An 18,976-nucleotide genomic window follows, 5' to 3' on the forward strand; every position below is an offset into this window, starting at 1 on the left:
CGTCATGGCGGTCTCCACAGGCGGGAAAACCGCACCAGCATGCGCTACAGACCCTTGGGGTACGACATCTGTACTTTGCTCAGGTACGACACTACTACTTTGCTCCCACAAATTAATCTTCGATCATTTGATTTATGTAAAATTGACTGGCGCAGCCTCGCGGGCTGCTTCGCCGGCCAGAACACGGACAGCGTTTATACCTGCCCCTTGCGAAACTGGTCCCATAGACGATCAAAGCGGGAGACTTCTGCAACGATCATCGGTGCGCGGGAAACCCAACGGCTCAAGAAAGAATCCTCAGGTTACGAATGCGGCCGATCGACGGCGAGCGCTCACGGATCAGATTGGCAACGAACTCTGGCAACAGTGCCCGAGGCACCGTGACCGGTACATCGCAGATCATCTGCGAGGGGACGTGCACGATGAAATCGTTCGGCGCAGCCACGAGACTGTGCTCATAGGTAATTCGATAGTCCATCTTACGGATGCCCAGATAGTTCAGGTCCTTCATCCGGTCCAAGCTCCGCCTCGATCTGCTCGATTGACGGCAGGTCCGGCATGAGCGGCGCCGGGATGTCGCGCAGCAACTGATATTCGGCGACGCCCATCGGGTTGGCGATGCCACGCAACGCATATTCGGCGACCAGCCGATTGTTTTCCTTACAAAGCAACAAGCCAATCGTGGGCTGGTCGTGCGTTCCCTTGACCTGTGCATCGACGGCGGACAGATAGAAGTTCAGCTGACCGGCATATTCTGGCTTGAATGGCGTCGCCTTCAGTTCGACAACCACGTAGTATCTGAGCTTCAAATGGTAAAACAGCAGGTCGATGAAGAACTCGTCGCCGGCCACTTCAAGCCGATATTGCCGTGCGACGAACGCGAAGCCGGCGCCTAGTTCAAGAAGGAAACGCGTGATGTGCCGCGTCAGCGCGTGCTCGATGTCGCGTTCCTGGGCGCTTTCGGTCAGGCCCAGAAAATCGAAGATATACGGATCCTTGAGTGTGTCGCGGGCAAGGTCGGACTGAGGCGGAGGCAGACGATCGGGAAAATTGGTGACGGCACTGCCTTGTCGTTCCTGCAGGCGACTTTCGATCTGCATCACGAGCACGTTCCGGGACCAGCCGTGTTCGATCGATTTGGCGGCGTACCACTCGCGCGCGTCTGATGCCTTAAGCTTATCCAGCAACGTGACCACATGAGACCAGGGCAATTGTGCAACAGGGTATTGCACAAATTCCTCGCCCGGCCAGGCTTCGGCCAGCGTACGCATGTACTTCAGGTTTCGCGGCGAAAACCCGCGTATGTCGGGAAACGCCGCGCGCAGATCGCGCGCCAGCTGATCGACGACCTTTGCGCCCCACCCTTGTCGCCGCTGCCGCTCAAGGATCTCGCGGCCTATCTGCCAATATAGCGAGACCAGTTCCCGGTTGACCGACAACGCGGCGCGCTGCCGCGCGTGCTCGACACGGGCCTTAAGGTCGCTGAGCCAGGCGCTATAGTCAGCGGCGGTAAAAGACACTTCAGTCATACTGTCCTGTGAAACATGGCGCCGCAACTGCCGGCGAATTGCATCGATTATCAACGGTCGCCGCCCGAAACGGAAATTCCTTCCCAAGAGCCGCTCCCAGCTTGATATGCCAGCGTACCGTCACTCAGATCCCTACGCCTCCCAAAGCCGTTCTCACCGACATGCAGCGATTGCTCTGGCAGTCGAAGGCTGCGCAAAATCCGGCAAGCCTTATCTCTCCACCGTTTGCAGGCGCCTGGGAGTCCAGCCTCCTGAGTTTTCAAACCCCACCAGGCAGCGCCAAGTCCGGTGGCCGAACACTCGCTAGCGGCTATCCGATTGATCCTCGCGTCGCGGGCATCAACGGCTAAATCGAGCCTCGGCGGCATGCGTAGCATTGATGCTCGATGACTATGGTGCCGTCGGCACAGGCGGCATGGCTGTCATCTTTCCCTGAAGATCCGCTGCCTCATAAACGGGATATCGTCCGACGCGGTTGATCTGAGTTGGCGCCCTTCCTCCGCGAGAAAAGACACGTGGCCTCTCTCCGCTTTGAGCACACCGTTTCATGAGCGGTCCGGGCCTGCAGCGTGAGGTGGGCGCGCTCGACGCGTCCCTTGGCGGGGCTTGAGTTCGCGCAGAACGTGTCGATGGTCAGCTCGTACATCGCCAGGCCGAACTGCGTGACGCCTTTGCCCGCCGTCTCCGCGCGCTTCTTGACATGGAACACGCTGGCGCGGTCGCTGTAGAACGCCACCGGCTTGCCATGCCTTTCGAGATACGCGCGCGTCGCCTCAAAGTAACCGGCGGCACGCCCTGGTTTGAGCCCCATGTCTACCACGGCCTGGATCACCTTCAAACGGTCGAGTTCGCGCATGTTCAATGTCACCAGTGCGGCTGGGCTCATGACTGGCTCCTGCGATCACGCTGCAAAATGCCAGCTTGCCAGCCACGGTAAAACACGACATTTGTATCTTGCTAGAACACGACATTCTCATATTGCCGCCACAAGTTGTCAGGTGACAACTTTAATTATGTCAAATTGCCGGCTCACTTCTGCAAGCAGGTTGCCACCGGACCGTTAATGGTCTAAATTCGGTCCTGTCTCAACGTTAATTGGAGCGCCTGATGCATCTCGCCGATCACGTTAAACCGATCAGCTACCTCAAGAGCGAGGCGGCGCAAATCGTCAAGGACCTGACGGAGTCCGGGGAGCCGCTCGTCATCACGCAGAACGGCGAAGCGAAGCTCGTCGTTCAGGATGTGCGAACCTACGAATCAACGCAACAGACGCTGGCGCTCCTCAAACTCCTGGCGATCGGCCAGAAGCAGATCGAGCGCGGGGATCACGTCGATGGCGATGCGTTTTTTGCGGAACTCGACGAGCTCGACCGTCAGGAAAAGCTCCGCTGATGGCGGGACCGCTGCTGAACTACCGGATTCTCCCGACCGCGCGGATCGGCATTGACGAAGTGAGAAGCTATGTCGTCCGTACATTCGGATGGGAGACATGGCGTCAGACATCGGCGCAACTGCAGGAGACGATCAGGCATATTCGCCAGTTCCCCGCTAGCGGTCATGCGCCTGTAGAGCTTGAGGGTTTGTTCGAGGATGGTTTCCTTCAGGTCATTTCTGGCAAGAACCGGATCATTTATCGGGTCCGCGACGATACCGTTTTCGTTCATCTCGTGGTCGACGTCCGCCGGGACTTGCCTTCCCTCCTTCAAAGAGTCGTGCTTCGCCTGATGTAACGGTATTGGCCGACTCAAGCAACTTTAACCCAAACCGCCAAGTATTCTTGGCCGCGTTGCTGCCTTTCTTCGCTCTTTGACTAACTTGCGGCGGAGTTTGCTTCTTCGTGGACAACCTTCGGCGCATCTTACTTGCGGTTTTCATCCATAAGGCTTGACGCTCCTGTAACACCGGGGACTACGCATTCAGGATAGCTAGATTTAACACTGATGCGATCAGCGATTCATTGGGCGTCTGGTTTGCCAGTTTGGGCGGCGTGAAGCGGACCCGCCGTCGCTTAATCAAACCGTGGCAAACGTCAGCCGGATGCCTCGCATTCCTGCGTCGAAACGACGAGAGCACGCGACTGGTCTGAACGTTTTGGAACCTGAACTCCGAGCACTTTGATGCCTCCTGAGGCTACACGACCTGCTCGTCGGCGTAGCTAACTCTTCTCTACGGATCCGAACGACATACTCGTCGCATCAAGAAATGGCATGGCGTAGCCCATGAATTCTGCGTGGGGCGTTCTCGCTTCAGTCCATCGCCTCGGATTGGATGGCGGGGTGTCCCGGCAGTCGCTCACGGTTAGCACGAGGCGTTTCTTTGCGCGGGACACCCCAACGAAGAAAAACCACAGCGCTCATCGTCTGCGTTTCCCCAGAAGGTCTCCGTCTCGACACCGAGAATGATGACTGAATCCAATTCCAGCCCTTTGCTTTTATGGATCGTAAGAATCCGGACGGCCTCGTCATCAGAAAAACAGGCCAATGCTTTGGCTAAGTCAGGCTCTTTCTGCAGCAACTCGCCGATGCGCGTCCGCGTGTTCTTGATCACTGCGCCAAGCTGAACCTTTGATTCATAGTCTGGCGAGAGCGCAGACAAGGCTGCACCCCCCAACTTCTGAAGAAATGCGAACGCGAACTCCCACCAGCCCGCAGTCGGCTGAAGGCCTCTGGCGACGGCCGCACCTTTCCGCTGCTCCGCAAAAAAGCGCTGGAAGTCATGCCGTGCGCTCGCCTGGACCTCTTCATCGGCCAAAGGAATCAACTGGCTCATTAGTCGAATCCAGGCCTTGGGCTCGCGTTGACCGTAAAGGCAAGCCAGATAATCAACGATCAATCTTGCGAGTGGCTCCGCAGAGATATCCTGTAACTGCTGTTCGTTACGATACGGGATACCCCGCTTCTCCAGCGCGTCCATCAGTTGCGCAGCATAGAGGTCGGGTTGGCGGGAGACCAACACTGCAATTCCGAAGCGGGAATTGCTTCATCGTCGATCCAGTGATGAATAGCATCCGCCAGACGATCAGCTTCCGTCTGACTATCAGGAAAACGCCAGTAAAGGATCTGCCCTTCTTCTCCGGCAAGTTGTCCGGCTGGCATTACAGAAGCCGGGTCCATCCTGCGGATAATTTCATTTTGCATGCGTAGCAGCTGCGGCTTCGACCGGAAGTTCCGGTACATATTGAGCGCTTCTGCGTTGAAGTCTGTCGCGAACGTCTGGAATATTCCGTCCAGCGCGCCGGCCCATCCCATGATTTTCTGTTTGGTGTCACCGACTGCGGTCAGCCGGATCGCGGTTCCTTGGAATGCCGGTTTTACTAATTTGTATTGCTGGGATGTGCAGTCCTGGAATTCATCAAGAAAAACATCGCTGTAGGTCTGACGAACGGCATTACGGGCAACAGCCGATACACGTAGAATCTGCGTCGCCAGAGGCACAAGGTCGGAAAATTCGATCTGTCGCCGGGCGACCCGCCGCTCACCCATCGTGTAGTCGACATCCAGTGCATCTTCGCCGGTGAGCACGGGGCGAAACCGATCAATTATCCGCTTTGCGAATGCATGGAAGGTATAACTGTCGAATCGCGCGGCCAGATCATGACCGCACCGGCGCTGTACGCGTTCCTTCAGATTCCTGCTGGCGTCCACCTTGAATGAGATAGCCACAATCCTTTTCGGGTATCGGGAAGTTTCGGTCCGTAACAGGAAGTCGGCGCGTTGAGCCAACATCTCAGATTTGCCAGCTCCAGGTCCTGCCGTCAAGGCAAGACAACGCTGCGTTTCCTCCGCGGCACGCAGCGCGTTCGGTTCAAGCGTCAGTCCATCTGCGGGACGCCATTTGTCCGCCGAAATCATTCTGGGCCGCATCAGCGACACCCGTCTTCGCACCCGTGAAGCTGCCGCGCGGCTCATCGCCGCAGGTCGCCTCACGCATGAGCTCACCGTCGATCTGATCTATGCCGAGATCCGCCAGGGCAGCCGTACGACGATCAACGACGAACTGAAGCTGTGGAAGGACGAGCAGGCGCGTGTTGACGCGCTGAGCACCGCGCTGCCGCCTGCGGTGGCCAGTGCCATGCTCTCGGTGTGGGCGCTCGCGGTCGAACAGGGCGAACGTGTCTTTGCGCAGCGTGGTGACGAACTTGAAGCGGAAGCCGCCACAGCCATCGCACGTGCCGGAACCCTTGAGACGGCCCACGCAGAGGTTCAGGGCGAACTTCGCACCGTTCGCGGTCAGCTTGATGACCACCAGGCACGACTTGCCACCGTGCTGGCGGAACTCGCGCAGGCGCTGGGCGGGCGTGACGCCGCACTCCGGCTGGCCGAAGCAACTGCGGCCGAGAGGGACGCCGTCCGCGCGCAATCGGAACAGGCGCTGCACGACATGCGATCTGCGCATCTCCATGAACTCGACGCGCTGCGCGCCGCCCACGCCGAACATGACGCGGCGTTGCGGGCAGAGGTCCACCAGGCGACGACGCGACTCGAGGGCGTCCAGAAGCGCGTCATGCTTCAGACGGAGGAGGCACGGGGTGCGCAGCGGCGCGCCCAGGCTGCGCTGTCGACTATCCGGCAGCGCAATGAGCAGTTCATCGCCGACGTCCAGCGGATCTCGGCCGAAGCTGCCGAGCATCGTCGCTTGCCGAACGGCACGAGAAGCAACTCGCCAGCGCAATGGATGAGGCTCGCGATCTGCGCCGTGAACGCGATGCGCTCGCCCGGCAGGCGGCGTCACTGCAAGGCCAGCTCAAAGCCCGTCGCGAAGTCCCCCCGCCACGCACAACCAGACCTCCCCGTCACGAGACCTGACCGCGGTACTCCGCACGCCCCGGAGTCAGCAGCATCGTGCGAAACTCACTCGGCGATCTGCATTCTGTCTGCGCCGGATACGATGTGACCGGTGCGCCAGGCAACGTGAAGCCGTGAATCGGGAACATGAACGGATTGCGATCGTCGTCCGCCCTTGCACCGCCGGAGTGACGGCTTTGCTGCGACTCACCGGTGACACTTCAACTCGCAGGCCGCAACCTGCCACAGTCCGGCTACAGGAGGCCGCTTCAGTAAGGGACGCTCCGGGTCGGCCAGCCTGTGTGGTCGGTCAGTGTCCGCAGCCCTGAGGATAATTGCTCTGCGGCCGCTCCCGGCACATCAGGTTTCGCAGGGCCCGTGACCGCTGCCCGCACACGCCTCTTCGCTGGAACTTCCTTGCCAGCTTTTTTGGCAGCCGACTTCTTTTCTTTTTGCCGTCGCCTGCTTCTTTGCCGCAGGGCGCTTCGCCTTCATAGCGAGCCCGGGTGCCTCTGCCATCAGGAACCATGTGCGGTCTTTTCCCCCGCTGGCAAGCCATGCGGGCGCAGGACCGTGCCGACTCCGTGAGCACCGGTCTTCGGGTCCGGATATTCCGGAGGCTGCGGACCCCGCAGGTAGTTGCCGGATGCTTGCCTTACGGGCGGAAGCTGCGGGCTTCGGCGAAACGCCCTGCCTGACCGTTCATCTCTTGACGAACGGTCACGTTGCTCACGACGACGGTGCGCTAGTTTAGACGCGCCTCATGGAATCCTAGGGATCAACATAACCGGGTCAAGGAGCGATCGGCAGCCATTTTTGCGGAATCCACCACGTATCGATCTGCACTTCAAATCCGTGGCGCCAGGCAATGTTTGCGTCGATAACCGCCTGGGTAGCGATGAGCTTTTCCGTGAAGCCAAAAGCTTGCTCGACGTTCCGAACTTTGCCGACCTTGGGCGACGTGAGCTCCCGAAGAACTGCTTCGATACCCGGTACATCGCTTCGGTCCAACGCCAGATAGAACCGGTGGTCAATCTCGTACGTCCTCATTTTCAACGCGAATGACCGATGAGCCGAAGACAGCGATCTTCCAATGCAGGCCACTGCCCCAAACCGCCAACAAGGCCTGATATCCTTGAAATTCGGGGGGTGCTGGTTCATTGGGCCGCACCATATCTGGGGAGCCGTTATGGGCAAACCACTGAATCAATCCTTCATGCGGACAATAGCGGCATGAGCAGCACATATGCTGGATACGCAGCTTCTGGATCCATCTGAAAAAGAATACCTTCCAGCTTAGCGCTTAAGTAGCTCCATTCCTTGAAATGCGCCAGATCGTGATTTCTGAGCCACGAAACAAGCGCTGACGCGGTCGCATGGCTGCGCAAACCGCGCTAGAAACTGGACCGACTGCCTTTATTGTTCCCAATCATTGCTACGAGGCTGGGACATCCGAGGCCGTTGCTCAAGCCGTCAGACGCGCGGCCATACCTTTCCCTGCCGACTGACCGCGAGCGGCACCTAAGCCGTTTTGTCGTGCTTCCTGTGCGACGTTGCAACGTTCTTCAGCAGCGCGAGCCGCATGAGCCCCAAAGATTCGGGCGGCCTCAGGCGCAGGCTAGATTGCGTAGCGGCCTTTCCTGAAGTCGCGCCGGTCTGGTCGTTCCTTTGCACCGGATAACCGTCAGCGCCGATGGTCCAGCCGCTTCTCCTGCCGTGTTCCGTGAGGGTGTAAACCGGCGGATTCACGCTAACATCGTATGTGTAATTCGCTATTTTCGATTCCGTGACTTCCTTCGATTTGACGGTTCCCACCTCCTGCTTGACCCTGAACGTCGAAAATTCGGCCCCAAGGGATTGCGTGCTCCCGGCGTTGGAACCACGGTTGACGAATTTCTCCAGGAACTGAAAATTTGCGATGTGGTTTTGCCCGTAACCAGGGTCCAGGATGTAGTTCAGGAATCCTTTATCGAGCTTCGCGCTCGTAACGCCCCGGCCGTTCAGGATCGCGTTGGCCGATACCGTGTCCTGAGCGTTGAACACGTAGGCAGGTCGATGGCCGTCCGCGTCATAGCTGCCCGCGCCAGACGCATTCCAGTTGACTGTCGAAACGCCCGTCGTTTGCCGATAGTAGCCCAACTGAAACGCCACCATATCGACGTATTCCAGATCGGCCCCTTGACCCTGCGCGTATGCGTACATGTCGGACAGGGCGTCCCGATCACCAGCGGTGAGCCACTCGACTGGGTTCGAGCCGTCAGCAGATTTTGCGATTCCGACTAGCGGCTTCGCGGGAACGCCCTGCTCTGAACCGTACAACCGCGAGAGCATGATCGCCCTGCCGCTTAAACTCACGCTATCAGTCTGCGTGGCAGTCTGCGTCGAGGCGGTTTGGGTAAACGGCTGCGCCGGTCGAAGCACTGCCGACCGCAGCCGTCGATTTAACCGTGGTCGATGCCGTCGAAAGATTCGAACTGATTTGCATCACTCTATGCCTTTTTGTCGTGCGTCACGTCACGCGGCTTGTGCGCTGACGTGGCATTTTTCAGCAGTGCGAGCAGCATAAGGCCCAACGACTGAGGCGGCTTGATCGAGCTTTGAACGGACTTTTTATCGCCTATTCGAGAAGTCGTAGCGGATTGCTGATCCTTCGGAACAGGACGGCCTTGCGCGTCTAGTATCCAACCATTCTTTTTTCCGTGTTCAGTGAGTGTGAAAACGCCGCCGTTAACCGTGAAGTCCGAAATCATGGATTCGGTAACCTCCTTAGACCCGTGAACAACTGTCGCTTCTTTTTGAATAGTGAAGGTGGAAAACTCGGGCGAAAGCGGCTGTTTAGTTTTAGCGTCCGAAAAATGATCCACCATCTGGCCTAGAAATTTGAAATTCGCAGAATGATTGGGCGAAAATCCCGGGTCAAGCTCGTATTTCAGAAATCCCTTGTCGACTTTCGTGCTACGGATCGCATCACCATTCATGATGGAATCTGCTGCCGCCGTGTCATTCTTGCCAAAACTCACCGAGAGCTGATGACCGCCAGAATCATATGTGCCGCCGTCATTTATGTTGGCTTCGCTAGGGCTGTATCGACGGTACATTCCCATATCAAACGCAATGTCATCGACGTAATTCAAATCTGCGCCTTGTTGCTGCGCATACGAATACATATCGGACAGCGTATCGCGATCAGCGTCCGTCAACCAATCTACGAGGGGCAAACCAACAGTATTATCGTTAAATTCCGGTATAGAAGCCGGTATGCGCTGCTCGGAACCATACAGCCGGGAGAGCATGAGTGCGCGACCGCTGAGCGTCACACTGTCAGTCTGCGTCGCTGTTTGGGTCGAAACGGTTGCATACGCGGCAGCGCCGGTCAAGCTGGGACCCTTTGCCGCTGTCGATTTGACCGCAGGCGCACTACGATCCTGCGTCGTCAAAAGGTTTGAACTGATTTCCATGAAAATTCCCCGCTTTGCCCAGCCAGAATATGGCCCCGCCCTTTGCGGGGCCGCTACCGATCAATACGAATAAAAGAAGGTCACGGACTCAGCGCTAGCCGGTTTCAGATTCGCTCCAGGCGCGCTGCGGCTGATGTTATGCTGAATTTCAACCTTCGCTCCGTTACCGAATGCCAAGGCGTTGAAATCCGTATAATTGGCGTTGCTCGTGCCCGCAGTAACCGGATGGCATACTGCCGGTTTGATGGTATAGGGCAGGTAATAGCAAATATTTGGCGCGTCGTCGCCAGCGCCGATGTAGGATGTAACCTGATACGCAATTTTCGTCAGTTTTGTCTGAGCGCCGGGGGGAACACTGCCCCAGTCGCTACCCGCGACGCCGAAATCGGTAATGCTCGTGCCGCCGCTGCCATTTGAATAAATGAACGCAACCGGGGGCGTGATAGTCTTAGAAATGGGCGTGCCGTCAGTCGCGTGAGCGCTGACAAAAGCGGTAGACAGGAGCGCAGCTAGAATCATTTTCTTCACGACTTTCTCCGAAGTTGAACGCCGATAAATGCGCGTTGTGCGCACATATAAACCTAGCACAATCATCTGATGATTTGTCTAGCGGAATATCGGCATTCAGGAAAAAATCTTGAGGAGTAATGCATGACGCATTTTTGGGTATTTCCTGTGCATAGTTGCTGTGTTCAACAGAAATTTCTTGTATGTCGGCCTCGTAACGGGTTCGCGTCCGGGCATCCTCGAGAAAGTCAGCGCCAAGTCGGACAGCGCCCTTGCGCGACATTGAACGAAAAGCGGGCTGCGTCATAGCGCCGCTTCTTCCGCGACGCGCTCGCTCACTCTCTGGTTCTTGGCGATATTGGTCCGTCGCGCTATTCAGCCGTCTTCTTCGCCGGCGGCCATAGCACGATGTGGGACTTCGCCGACAGCCAGGCCGTGCAGAAAGTGATCCGCGAGATTTGGGAAGCCGGCGGTGTGGTTTCGGCGGTCTGCCACGGTCCCGCAGCGCTGGTGAACGCCACGCTCTCGGACGGCAGTTATCTGATCGCAGGCAAGAAAGTTGCGTCGTTCACCGATGAAGAGGAGGCGGAAGTCAAGTACACCACGGTCGTGCCATATCTGTTGGCCAGTACGTTGAAGCAAGGGGGTGCACTGCATCAACCCGCGCCCAACTGGACCGAGAAGGTCGTAGTCGATGGGCGTCTCGTGACCGGTCAGAACCCAGCCTCCGCACGCGGCGTTGGACAGGCGGTCGTCGACCAGCTAAAGCCGAGTAAGGCCATCGCCTAACGCCGGAGTTGATCATGCCGTCACTACCCTGCCCACATCGCGAAGTGACGCAGCAACAGGAGACGCAACATGATCAAACACAAACTCGGCCAAGGGCTCGACGTATCAGCGCTGTCGCTGGGAGCGATGGGTTATGGCAGAGCCCGGGAACTGCCCGACCGGGCGGAAATGATCGAACTCATTCGCATGGCCGTCGACCGTGAAATGGACTTCTTCGATACGGCAAAGGTCTATGCCCCTAGACGAACACTAAATGACAAACGATATATGAATAGTCTGTTTACGGAATACCCCCGCCATATCATCTTCCTACTCGTGATGATGTGCGCGCTGCTGTCGTTGGGTAAGCACGGTAACGTCTATGCGCAGGAGCCGAAAATGTTAGTTCGAATCTCGGAAATCGAAATATTCAGTCAGCACCTCGAAGAATATCATCGCATTTTGAACGAAGAGGCTGAGGCCTCAGTGCGCCTTGAACCCGGGGTGCTGTGCATTTTCCCGACCGCTCAAAAGGACAATCCGACGCAGATCAGGATTCTGGAAGTTTATGCTAGCCGCGATGCCTATGACGCGCATATAAAGTCACCGCATTTCCAGAAGTACAAGAGTTTGACGTCGCAGATGGTGAAGTCGCTGCGACTGGTGGACATGGCAGCCTTGGATGCAGAGGCGATGCCGCTGATCTTCAAGAAAATGAGCGGTCGGCCGTAACGAACGCTGGCAAGATTGGAAGAAAAGTTCGCCATGAAAGAGATCAAATCTCACTTGTTCGGGGCCCTGGTGGGCACGGCCCTCTGCTTGAGCCACCTGTCAGTTCACGCGCAGGCCCCCACGGTTGCCACGCCAGCGTACTACGTCGCTGAGTTTCAGGCGACCGATTCCGAGGGCATCAAGCCCTACAGTGCCAAGGTGGAATCGACTTTCAAGCCGTTCAGCGGGCGCTATATCGTTCGCGGCGGTGAGCTGGACGTAAAAGAGGGCTTTGGCGCCCAAGGGCGCCTGGTCATGATCAAGTTCGATTCACTGGCTCAGGCGCAGGCCTGGTACAATTCGCCCGCTTATCAGGCCATCATTCCCATCCGCCATCGGTCCGGCAACACCCGGGCCTATATCGTTGAGGGCCTAGCGGAACAGTGAACGCATTGCGTGCCGGACGGTTCATCGTTGCAAATGCACTTCGTCGCGGCGCGCCGAACTCCGGCGTGAAGTGGAAGAATTAAACCAAGCGGTTCACCAATGCGTGGCCGTCCGCTTTCGGAGGGTCGAGCTGCCTGCCAGATGTCTTGTCGCTGTCGTTGGTTTACGACCGCTTTGGCCGAACTCGGGAGTCCGGTAGCCGAGTCGGCCGGGTGTGAGCCAAGCCAAGCCCATTGGTTTTAATGTCGAGTGCAACTTATCAGATCGGGCGCTTCACCGCATCTGTCGGCTGTTGACACTTTCAATTCGCTCTCGCGAATCCTTATGTAGTAAGGCTCCTCGGCCGACGATGCGCCGCTCGGCTGCTGGCTGACACATTCTTTGTCGCTACGTTGACAGAATTAATGCGGTCCACGATCACACGCGCCCAAACACCGAGGCGTATTGTGGCAACAGTTTTTGGAATGGAGCGATCAGCGCCCCGGCGCGATAGCAAGCTGTCGATCCAGTGCCTCTCGCGCACGCCGTGCGACTTCTCCGTCTACGCGATCAGCCAACACTTGCCCTACCTGCCGCAACTGATTCGCGGTAAGGCCGACGTTCATGCTGATGCGCACGTGGGCCTGCAGCTGTGAGTCCACTCCGGATAACGCGGAAAGCATGCTCACGGTGGCGAGTTCACGGCTCTGCCAGTCAAGGTTATCGCGCTCGAAGATATCGCCGAACAGGTGGGTCTTAAGATATGCATCGATCGCAGGGGCGAATTCAAACAATTGTCCCGTAACCGGACTGCCCGACAGCCTGGTCTGGTTCGCGGTGCCAGCGGCAAGCAGGGCATCTCCAGTAGGAATGAGAGAGCCGGGTTGGCGGCCCGCCACATCCTGAATTCCGCGCTGCTTGCGCATCTCCAGCACCTTCATCAGTTCTGCCAGAGCGTTAAGGCTTCTTGGGAAGCCCGCGTAGGCGTAAAGCTGCACCAGAATTTCCTTGGCTTCACTGACCGTCAGGCCCGCGTCCAGACCAGCGTCCAGGGAGGTATTCAGACTGGCAAGATTGCCGGCGGCGGCGAACGCAGCAATCGGCACGATTGCTTGCTGGCGGTCGGTCAGGGTTTCAGAAGCAGCGGGTAAGTTGGTACCGGTATTCGGCATGTCGTTAGATCCTTCGCTTGTTAAGGGGAAGCTTGATGTTGCTGCCACGCTCACGATCACGGTCAATGCCGTAGCCTGCGCGTGTTTCCTTAGGCGCTTACCGCGCGTCGTATTGCTCATCGGTGACTTTCTCCATCCATGAAACGTTCTTGCCATTAACCGTACCTGTCACAGCCAGATGAGTCATGGGGGAATTGGGCGCGGCGCCATGCCAGTGTTTCACGCCAGGTGGGCACCAGATAACGTCGCCCGGCCGGATTTGCTGGACTGGTTTCCCCCACTCCTGTGTGAGCCCCACTCCTGATATCACGACCAATCGTTGGCCCGCCGGATGGGTGTGCCAGGCAGAACGCGCTCCGGGTTCGAAACTGACCAGCCCACCCGAGACGTTGCTGTTCTCGTCTACCGACCAGACAGGTTCCACGCGTACTTGGCCGGTAAAGTTCTCGGTGGAACCGGTCACCGAAGCCCGCGCACCGGCGCGCGTTATCTTCTGCTGCGCGTCGGCAAGCATCATGTCGTTCGCCCACGCCTCGACGGCACCTGTCAGGAGTGTTTGAAGGACTGCGAAGGTCAACGCGAAGCGCACAGGCGAAGCATTCATAGAAGGTACCCGTTTCAAAGTGATCGACGTCGCAGCCCCGCATCAGGCCTGATACGCCGCCGGTCAATGGGCGGTGAACCCACCGTCGATTGCAAGGGCATGACCTATTACGAAGGTCGATCCAGTACTGCAAAGCCAAAGCACCGCATCCGCGATTTCCTCGACGCGCCCAAGCCGTCCGATCGGCTGTTCGCGAAGGATCTCCCTCATTGCATCGGCTTGCTTTTCCAGCATCGCAGAGACCATCGGAGTATCGAAGGTGCCGGGGCAAATCGCGTTGATACGGATCCCGCGTGGCGCGTACTCGAGGGCCGCGCTTCGCGTCAGCCCGATCACACCATGTTTCGACGCGTGATAGGCCGCCCGGCCAGGGAGTCCCACCAGGCCTCCGAGCGAAGAGCAATTGACGATCGCGCCGCTGCCCTGTTTTCTCATGTGGCTCAACTCATGCTTCATGCAAGCCCAGACGCCCCGCAGGTTCACGGCGGTGACCTTTTCGAAGTTTTCCGCGGGTTCGTCTGCATCGCTCGGCGGCACCTGAATCCCAGCGTTGTTGAAGGCCGCGTCCAGCCGCCAAAAGTCGCCACCGTCCGATTTACCATCTCGGCAACCTACGCTTCATCGGTCACGTCGCAAGCCACTGCCAGCACCTGATGCGCTGGAACTCTCAACGAATCCATCGCATGATGGAGGGCATCGGTATTGACGTCTGCCAGCGTCACAGACGCACCCGCCTGCGCGAATGCCCTGGCAGTCGCGAGACCCGTTCCGGACGCCGCACCGGTGACCAGCGCGACCTGCCCTGAAAAATCGAATGTGACCCGCACGATACCTCCTACGTAATCGTTGACTTGAAAGTTCTGACAACCATCGGGGCGTTGTAGCGGTGCCCGCTCAAATGCGTCCGCCACACATCTGTCCCGCCCGCCCGTGGCGTCAAATATCAGGTGACGACCGGCAGCCGGTCGAGGAACTTGTCCAGCGTGACGGGATACTGGCGCACGCGCACTCCGGTCGCGTTATAGATCGCATTTGCGAGGGCCGGGGCAACTCCCGTCAGACCCAGTTCACCGACTCCCTTCGCTTTCACAGGCGAGATCGCAGGATCGACCTCGTCGATGAAGACGGCGTCAAGATGGGGGATATCTGCATGAACCGGAACTTCGTAACCGGCGAGGTCATGATTGACAAAGAAACCCTGACGCCTGTCGATCGTCATTTCTTCCATCAACGCCGCGCCAACCCCCATCGTCATTCCTCCGATCACCTGGCTGCGTGCCGTCTTGGGGTTGAGGATGCGCCCGGCGGCGCAAACCGCAAGCATTCGTCGAACACGGATTTCGCCGGTAAACGCATTCACGGCAACCTCGGCGAAGTGCGCTCCAAAGGTCTGAATCGCGAATTGCCTCGACAGGTCTCCGAATTCCATACTGTCTTCGACGACGATGTCTCCGTCGGCAGCGGCACGAGCAAGCGACACGCTCCGGTTGCCAAAACGCACTTCGCCAGCGACGAACTCGGCCTCCGAGGCAACGAATCCCAGTCGCTCGGCAACAACCTGCCGCAGCTTCGTGCACGCCGCGTAAACGCCTGCGGTAACGGAAGCAGCACCCTGCTGCCCTCCAGAACCGGGGGTCTCAGGGAAGCTCGAATCACCCAGTCTCGCCACGACTCTGTCGATCGACACGCCCATCATCTCGGCCGCAGTCTGTTGAACGATGGTGTAGCTGCCTGTGCCGATGTCGGTCATGTCTGTCTCGACCGTGAGCAGTCCGTTGCGACCGAGACGCACTCGCGCGCCTGCCCTGGCAATGGGAGCTCCTCGTATTGCGCTCGCCATGCCAAGCCCGATGAACCAGTGACCCTCGCGGACCTGGCCCGGCTGCGCGTTCCTCGCACTCCATCCAAAGCGTTCGGCCCCCGTGCGCAGACATTCGACAAATGGGCGGGAGGAGAAGGGCCGATCGGGATTCTCGGGATCGACCTTCGTATCGTTCAGGATACGCAGCTCTACCGGGTCCATCCCCAACTTCTCCGCCATCTCGTCCATGGCGATCTCGAGCGCCATCAGGCCAGGCGCCTCACCGGGCGCCCGCATAGCGTTACCCTCCGCGAGATCCAGCGTTGCCAGCCGGACGCGGGTCATCCTGTTTTTACCCGCGTACAGCATCCGGGTAGACAAGGTGGTCGGTTCCGTGCGCCCGCCCGCAAGGTTTCCAGACAGGCTCTCGTGCCCGAGCGCCGTCAGCTTTCCGTCGCGCGTCGCGCCGAGTCGGACGCGCTGGATGGTCTTGGGCCGGTGGATCGTATTGTTGAACATGATCGGACGTTGAAGCGCGATTTTGACTGGCCGACGCACCACCTTCGCTGCAACGGCTGCAAGCACAAGATCCGATTGGACCGTCCCCTTCCCTCCGAAGCCGCCCCCGATGAACGTGGAAATCAGCCGGACGTTCTCGCGCGAAATACCAAGAATGAGCCCAAGATCCCGAGTTCCCCAGTTCATCTGCTGGATCGAAGTCCAGCAGGTCACGCGATCAGCGTCCCACGCCGCAATCGTGGCGTGCGGTTCCATCATTGCATGCGCCTGATCGGGAACTGTGTATGTCTCGTCTACCTTGAACTCCGCATCTGAATAGGCCTGTTCGAAGTCCCCCCATCCGTCTCAGTCGGACCACCGAACGCCATCTGTGGTGCGATCGGGGCGCTTGCTAGTTGAGCGCAGAGATCGAACCGGCCGGCGCTACGCGCGTAATCGATGCGAACGAGCGACGCCGCCGCCCGCGCCTGCTCGAATGTCTCGGCGACCACGACAGCAACGGGCTGGTGATAATGATCCACGTCTGGCGACGCAAGCATGCGCTGCACGTAGAACTTGCCAATTCCAAGCGGACCGGCGTTGCGATACGTCACGACGGCCAGCACACCCGGCGCGGCCTCTGCCTGACGCGTATCGATGGCCGTGATCCGCCCTTTCGGAATCCCCGCGCCCAGAATGTAGCCGTAGCAGATATTCGGTGCGACACCGCGGTGCTCATAAGCGTAGGTCGCGGTGCCGGTGGTTTTCAACTTCGCCTCGAACCGGTCGAGGGGCTGACCGACTACCGCCAACCGGTCAATGGGGTTGGGCCCTGCAAGCGTGTCGAACTTCATGTCTCATCCTCTGGCTTGCGCCATTACATAGGCGAGTGTCCGCTCCACCAATGGCAACTTGAATGCGTTCTCGTCGGTCGGCTGGGCGCCCTTTATGAGTTCAAGGGCGACCGCCTTTGCTCCGCGCGGCATTGCCGCATCGGCTGCAGCAACGCGCCATGGTTTCGGTGCAATGCCGCCAATCGCGACCCGTCCGCGGCCGTCACCGTGTATGACAGCTGCGACGGACACAAGCGCGAACGCGTACGACGCGCGATCGCGCACTTTCTGATAGATGTGGCGGCCACCGACCGGGGGAGGCAACGTGACAGCGGTTATGAGCTCACCAGGCTCAAGGGATGTCTCGACACCTGGCGTCGTGCCCGGCAATCGGTGAAAGTCCGCAATCGGAATCACCCGCGTCCTCCCGTCAGCGCGGACCGTTCCGACAGATGCATCCAAAACGCGCAATGCCACTGCCATGTCGCTCGGGTGTGTTGCGATACAGTCGGGACTTCCGCCGATCACGGCAAGTTGCCGGCTGATTCCACCGATTCCCGCGCACCCCGAGCCAGGCTGCCGTTTGTTGCAAGGCTGATTGGTGTCATAGAAGTATGGGCAGCGGGTACGCTGTAACAAATTGCCGCCGGTTGTCGCCATGTTGCGCAGCTGCCCTGAGGCACCCGCGACAATCGCGCGCGCCAGCAGCCCGTAGTCGCGCCGCACTCGCACATCGGACTCAAGCTGTGTATTGGTCACCATGGTGCCGATCCGCAACCCGCCCTCTGCAGTGTTCTCTACTCTGTCGAGGCCGATACCCCGGATATCGACGAGATGAGTCGGCGTCTCGATCTCGAGCTTCATCAGGTCGATCAGGTTGGTGCCTCCAGCGATGAACTTTGCGCCACGTCGCTGCGCCACGATTCTCGCTGCCTCGGCTGGGCTTGTCGCCCTCTCGAAGGTGAATGCCTTCATGCCCGGCTCCGGGCGACTTCCGCCATCGCCTCGGCAATATTGGAATAGGCGCCGCAGCGGCAGATATTGCCGCTCATCCGTTCGCGCATTTCCAGATTCGTGACGTCGATTGGGGCAGTCAGGGCACCCGTCACATGACTCGGCACACCGTCCTCGATCTCACGGAGGACGGCAACGGCCGAGCAGATCTGACCAGGCGTACAGTAACCGCACTGATAGCCATCGTGCTTGATGAAGGCCGATTGCATCGGATGAAGATTCTCTGGTGTCCCGAGCCCTTCAATCGTCGTGATTCTGTCACCCTCGTGCATGACCGCAAGACTGAGGCAGGCGTTGATGCGAACGCCGCCGACGAGAACCGTGCACGCTCCACATTGACCGTGATCGCAACCCTTCTTGGTGCCCGTAAGATGAAGGTGCTCGCGCAAGGCATCAAGCAAAGTCGTTCGGGGGTCGACATCAATCTCTTGATCCCTCCCGTTTACCGCAAGCGTGACCCGCATCGTTCCCGGGACCTCCGGCGATTTCACGCCATCTGCGCTGCCCATCGACGCTCGCGCGGTCGCCGTACCAACAGGCAATATCGGGACTACGGTCGAGACTGCGCCCACGATGAGCAGATTTCGTCTCGTAGGATTTGGCTGCCTGGGTTCATCCATGTGTCGCTGCTCCTTTCGCTCGTGTAACGCTACGCATCGCTTTCGAGCGTCGACGTCATAGCCGGTTAAACCGCCGTGTTCACCACGCGTAAGCCTCCGGTGCTTCTCCGCCAGGCCCGGGTCAGATTTCGTCGAGGCATCGAAGTGCATCGTCGGAAAGAGATATCCCCATGGCCCGTAGGGGTTCCGAGGCATAGACGCATGGAGGCCCAGAACGACCGAGATGAACATATTGCATTTCAATTCCTGGT

Annotated in this window: 16 protein-coding genes and 5 pseudogenes; 6 read left to right on the top strand and 15 right to left on the bottom strand. The window is 58.6% G+C overall.

Going from position 1 to position 18,976, the window contains the following annotated elements:
- Positions 1-283 precede the first annotated feature (283 nt).
- The 3 genes and pseudogenes from JMY24_RS32205 to JMY24_RS32215 form a co-directional block, all read right to left on the bottom strand.
- Complete coding sequence (locus tag JMY24_RS32205; RefSeq protein ID WP_121325203.1) at positions 284-478, bottom strand: hypothetical protein; 195 nt, start codon at positions 476-478, stop codon at positions 284-286.
- Between the two features lies 1 nt (position 479).
- Entirely contained in the window at positions 480-1,529 is a 1,050-nt protein-coding gene (locus JMY24_RS32210) for a PDDEXK nuclease domain-containing protein (RefSeq protein ID WP_201703624.1), read from the bottom strand.
- 544 nt (positions 1,530-2,073) lie between these two features.
- Positions 2,074-2,310, bottom strand: a pseudogene (locus JMY24_RS32215) (ISNCY family transposase); the annotation flags it as partial.
- A 326-nt stretch (positions 2,311-2,636) separates the two neighbouring features.
- On the opposite strand from JMY24_RS32215, the gene JMY24_RS32220 reads away from it, so the two are divergent.
- Both JMY24_RS32220 and JMY24_RS32225 read left to right on the top strand, forming a co-directional pair.
- Positions 2,637-2,921, top strand: a complete 285-nt coding sequence (locus tag JMY24_RS32220; protein WP_128592432.1) for a type II toxin-antitoxin system Phd/YefM family antitoxin — start codon at positions 2,637-2,639, stop codon at positions 2,919-2,921.
- Positions 2,921-3,259: a type II toxin-antitoxin system RelE/ParE family toxin gene (locus JMY24_RS32225; RefSeq protein ID WP_128596275.1), complete on the top strand. Its 339-nt coding sequence runs from the start codon at positions 2,921-2,923 to the stop codon at positions 3,257-3,259. Before JMY24_RS32220 ends, JMY24_RS32225 begins: the two co-directional genes overlap by 1 nt.
- Before the next feature lie 568 nt (positions 3,260-3,827).
- On the opposite strand, the gene JMY24_RS38660 is transcribed toward JMY24_RS32225, so the two are convergent.
- Together JMY24_RS38660 and JMY24_RS38665 are read right to left on the bottom strand one after the other, a co-directional pair.
- Positions 3,828-4,484, bottom strand: coding sequence for a 3'-5' exonuclease (locus tag JMY24_RS38660; RefSeq protein ID WP_236597611.1), 657 nt, complete (start codon positions 4,482-4,484; stop codon positions 3,828-3,830).
- Complete coding sequence (locus JMY24_RS38665) at positions 4,442-5,380, bottom strand: UvrD-helicase domain-containing protein (protein ID WP_236597612.1); 939 nt, start codon at positions 5,378-5,380, stop codon at positions 4,442-4,444. Before JMY24_RS38665 ends, JMY24_RS38660 begins: the two co-directional genes overlap by 43 nt.
- Position 5,381: 1 nt before the next feature.
- Between JMY24_RS38665 and JMY24_RS32235 the strand changes: the two are divergent.
- A pseudogene (locus JMY24_RS32235) lies at positions 5,382-6,334 on the top strand (DNA-binding protein).
- 771 nt (positions 6,335-7,105) lie between these two features.
- Here JMY24_RS32235 and JMY24_RS32240 read toward each other — a convergent pair.
- From JMY24_RS32240 to JMY24_RS32255, 4 genes are all read right to left on the bottom strand, one after another.
- Positions 7,106-7,474: an immunity 49 family protein gene (locus JMY24_RS32240; protein ID WP_128596276.1), complete on the bottom strand. Its 369-nt coding sequence runs from the start codon at positions 7,472-7,474 to the stop codon at positions 7,106-7,108.
- Positions 7,475-7,834: 360 nt separating this feature from the next.
- Positions 7,835-8,734 (bottom strand): hypothetical protein, encoded by a 900-nt coding sequence (locus JMY24_RS32245; RefSeq protein ID WP_128596277.1) that lies wholly within the window; start codon positions 8,732-8,734, stop codon positions 7,835-7,837.
- Between the two features lie 68 nt (positions 8,735-8,802).
- The gene (locus JMY24_RS32250) at positions 8,803-9,771 is read right to left on the bottom strand and encodes a hypothetical protein (RefSeq protein WP_201703575.1); all 969 of its coding nucleotides are present in this window, start codon (positions 9,769-9,771) and stop codon (positions 8,803-8,805) included.
- A gap of 60 nt (positions 9,772-9,831) precedes the next feature.
- Positions 9,832-10,299, bottom strand: a complete 468-nt coding sequence (locus tag JMY24_RS32255) for a hypothetical protein (RefSeq protein ID WP_128596279.1) — start codon at positions 10,297-10,299, stop codon at positions 9,832-9,834.
- A gap of 297 nt (positions 10,300-10,596) precedes the next feature.
- On the opposite strand from JMY24_RS32255, the pseudogene JMY24_RS32260 reads away from it, so the two are divergent.
- The 3 genes and pseudogenes from JMY24_RS32260 to JMY24_RS32275 form a co-directional block, all read left to right on the top strand.
- Positions 10,597-11,067, top strand: a pseudogene (locus tag JMY24_RS32260) (type 1 glutamine amidotransferase domain-containing protein); the annotation flags it as partial.
- A 69-nt stretch (positions 11,068-11,136) separates the two neighbouring features.
- Positions 11,137-11,778 (top strand): putative quinol monooxygenase, encoded by a 642-nt coding sequence (locus tag JMY24_RS38670; protein WP_128596281.1) that lies wholly within the window; start codon positions 11,137-11,139, stop codon positions 11,776-11,778.
- A gap of 33 nt (positions 11,779-11,811) precedes the next feature.
- Positions 11,812-12,204 carry a DUF1330 domain-containing protein gene (locus tag JMY24_RS32275; protein WP_128596282.1) on the top strand — a complete coding sequence of 131 codons (393 nt, stop codon included), beginning with the start codon at positions 11,812-11,814 and terminating at the stop codon, positions 12,202-12,204.
- A 473-nt stretch (positions 12,205-12,677) separates the two neighbouring features.
- Here the strand turns inward: JMY24_RS32275 and JMY24_RS32280 are convergent, their stop codons facing one another.
- The 6 genes and pseudogenes from JMY24_RS32280 to paoA form a co-directional block, all read right to left on the bottom strand.
- Entirely contained in the window at positions 12,678-13,355 is a 678-nt protein-coding gene (locus tag JMY24_RS32280) for a carboxymuconolactone decarboxylase family protein (RefSeq protein ID WP_236597625.1), read from the bottom strand.
- Between the two features lie 97 nt (positions 13,356-13,452).
- Positions 13,453-13,959, bottom strand: coding sequence for a (R)-mandelonitrile lyase (locus JMY24_RS32285; RefSeq protein ID WP_201703577.1), 507 nt, complete (start codon positions 13,957-13,959; stop codon positions 13,453-13,455).
- A gap of 63 nt (positions 13,960-14,022) precedes the next feature.
- Positions 14,023-14,786 (bottom strand): annotated as a pseudogene (locus JMY24_RS32290) (glucose 1-dehydrogenase).
- Positions 14,787-14,902: 116 nt separating this feature from the next.
- Positions 14,903-17,112 (bottom strand): annotated as a pseudogene (gene paoC / locus JMY24_RS32295) (aldehyde oxidoreductase molybdenum-binding subunit PaoC).
- Between the two features lie 3 nt (positions 17,113-17,115).
- On the bottom strand, positions 17,116-18,066 hold the full coding sequence (locus JMY24_RS32300) for an FAD binding domain-containing protein (RefSeq protein WP_128596285.1): 951 nt from the start codon (positions 18,064-18,066) through the stop codon (positions 17,116-17,118).
- Complete coding sequence (paoA, locus tag JMY24_RS32305) at positions 18,063-18,725, bottom strand: aldehyde dehydrogenase iron-sulfur subunit PaoA (protein ID WP_128596286.1); 663 nt, start codon at positions 18,723-18,725, stop codon at positions 18,063-18,065. Before paoA ends, JMY24_RS32300 begins: the two co-directional genes overlap by 4 nt.
- Between the last annotated feature and the right edge of the window lie 251 nt (positions 18,726-18,976).

Origin of the sequence: Paraburkholderia kirstenboschensis (assembly GCF_904848585.1) — a bacterium.
Classification (GTDB): domain Bacteria; phylum Pseudomonadota; class Gammaproteobacteria; order Burkholderiales; family Burkholderiaceae; genus Paraburkholderia; species Paraburkholderia kirstenboschensis.

Excerpts from the sequence above, each read along its gene's own strand:
- paoA (WP_128596286.1), bottom strand. The coding sequence starts at position 18,725 with ATGGATGAACCCAGGCAGCCAAATCCTACGAGACGAAATCTGCTCATC.
- JMY24_RS32275 (WP_128596282.1), top strand. The coding sequence starts at position 11,812 with ATGAAAGAGATCAAATCTCACTTGTTCGGGGCCCTGGTGGGCACGGCC.
- JMY24_RS32250 (WP_201703575.1), bottom strand. The coding sequence starts at position 9,771 with ATGGAAATCAGTTCAAACCTTTTGACGACGCAGGATCGTAGTGCGCCT.
- JMY24_RS32280 (WP_236597625.1), bottom strand. The coding sequence starts at position 13,355 with ATGCCGAATACCGGTACCAACTTACCCGCTGCTTCTGAAACCCTGACC.
- JMY24_RS32240 (WP_128596276.1), bottom strand. The coding sequence starts at position 7,474 with ATGAACCAGCACCCCCCGAATTTCAAGGATATCAGGCCTTGTTGGCGG.
- JMY24_RS32285 (WP_201703577.1), bottom strand. The coding sequence starts at position 13,959 with ATGAATGCTTCGCCTGTGCGCTTCGCGTTGACCTTCGCAGTCCTTCAA.
- JMY24_RS38670 (WP_128596281.1), top strand. The coding sequence starts at position 11,137 with ATGATCAAACACAAACTCGGCCAAGGGCTCGACGTATCAGCGCTGTCG.
- JMY24_RS32225 (WP_128596275.1), top strand. The coding sequence starts at position 2,921 with ATGGCGGGACCGCTGCTGAACTACCGGATTCTCCCGACCGCGCGGATC.
- JMY24_RS32220 (WP_128592432.1), top strand. The coding sequence starts at position 2,637 with ATGCATCTCGCCGATCACGTTAAACCGATCAGCTACCTCAAGAGCGAG.
- JMY24_RS38665 (WP_236597612.1), bottom strand. The coding sequence starts at position 5,380 with ATGATTTCGGCGGACAAATGGCGTCCCGCAGATGGACTGACGCTTGAA.
- JMY24_RS32210 (WP_201703624.1), bottom strand. The coding sequence starts at position 1,529 with ATGACTGAAGTGTCTTTTACCGCCGCTGACTATAGCGCCTGGCTCAGC.
- JMY24_RS32205 (WP_121325203.1), bottom strand. The coding sequence starts at position 478 with ATGGACTATCGAATTACCTATGAGCACAGTCTCGTGGCTGCGCCGAAC.
- JMY24_RS32300 (WP_128596285.1), bottom strand. The coding sequence starts at position 18,066 with ATGAAGGCATTCACCTTCGAGAGGGCGACAAGCCCAGCCGAGGCAGCG.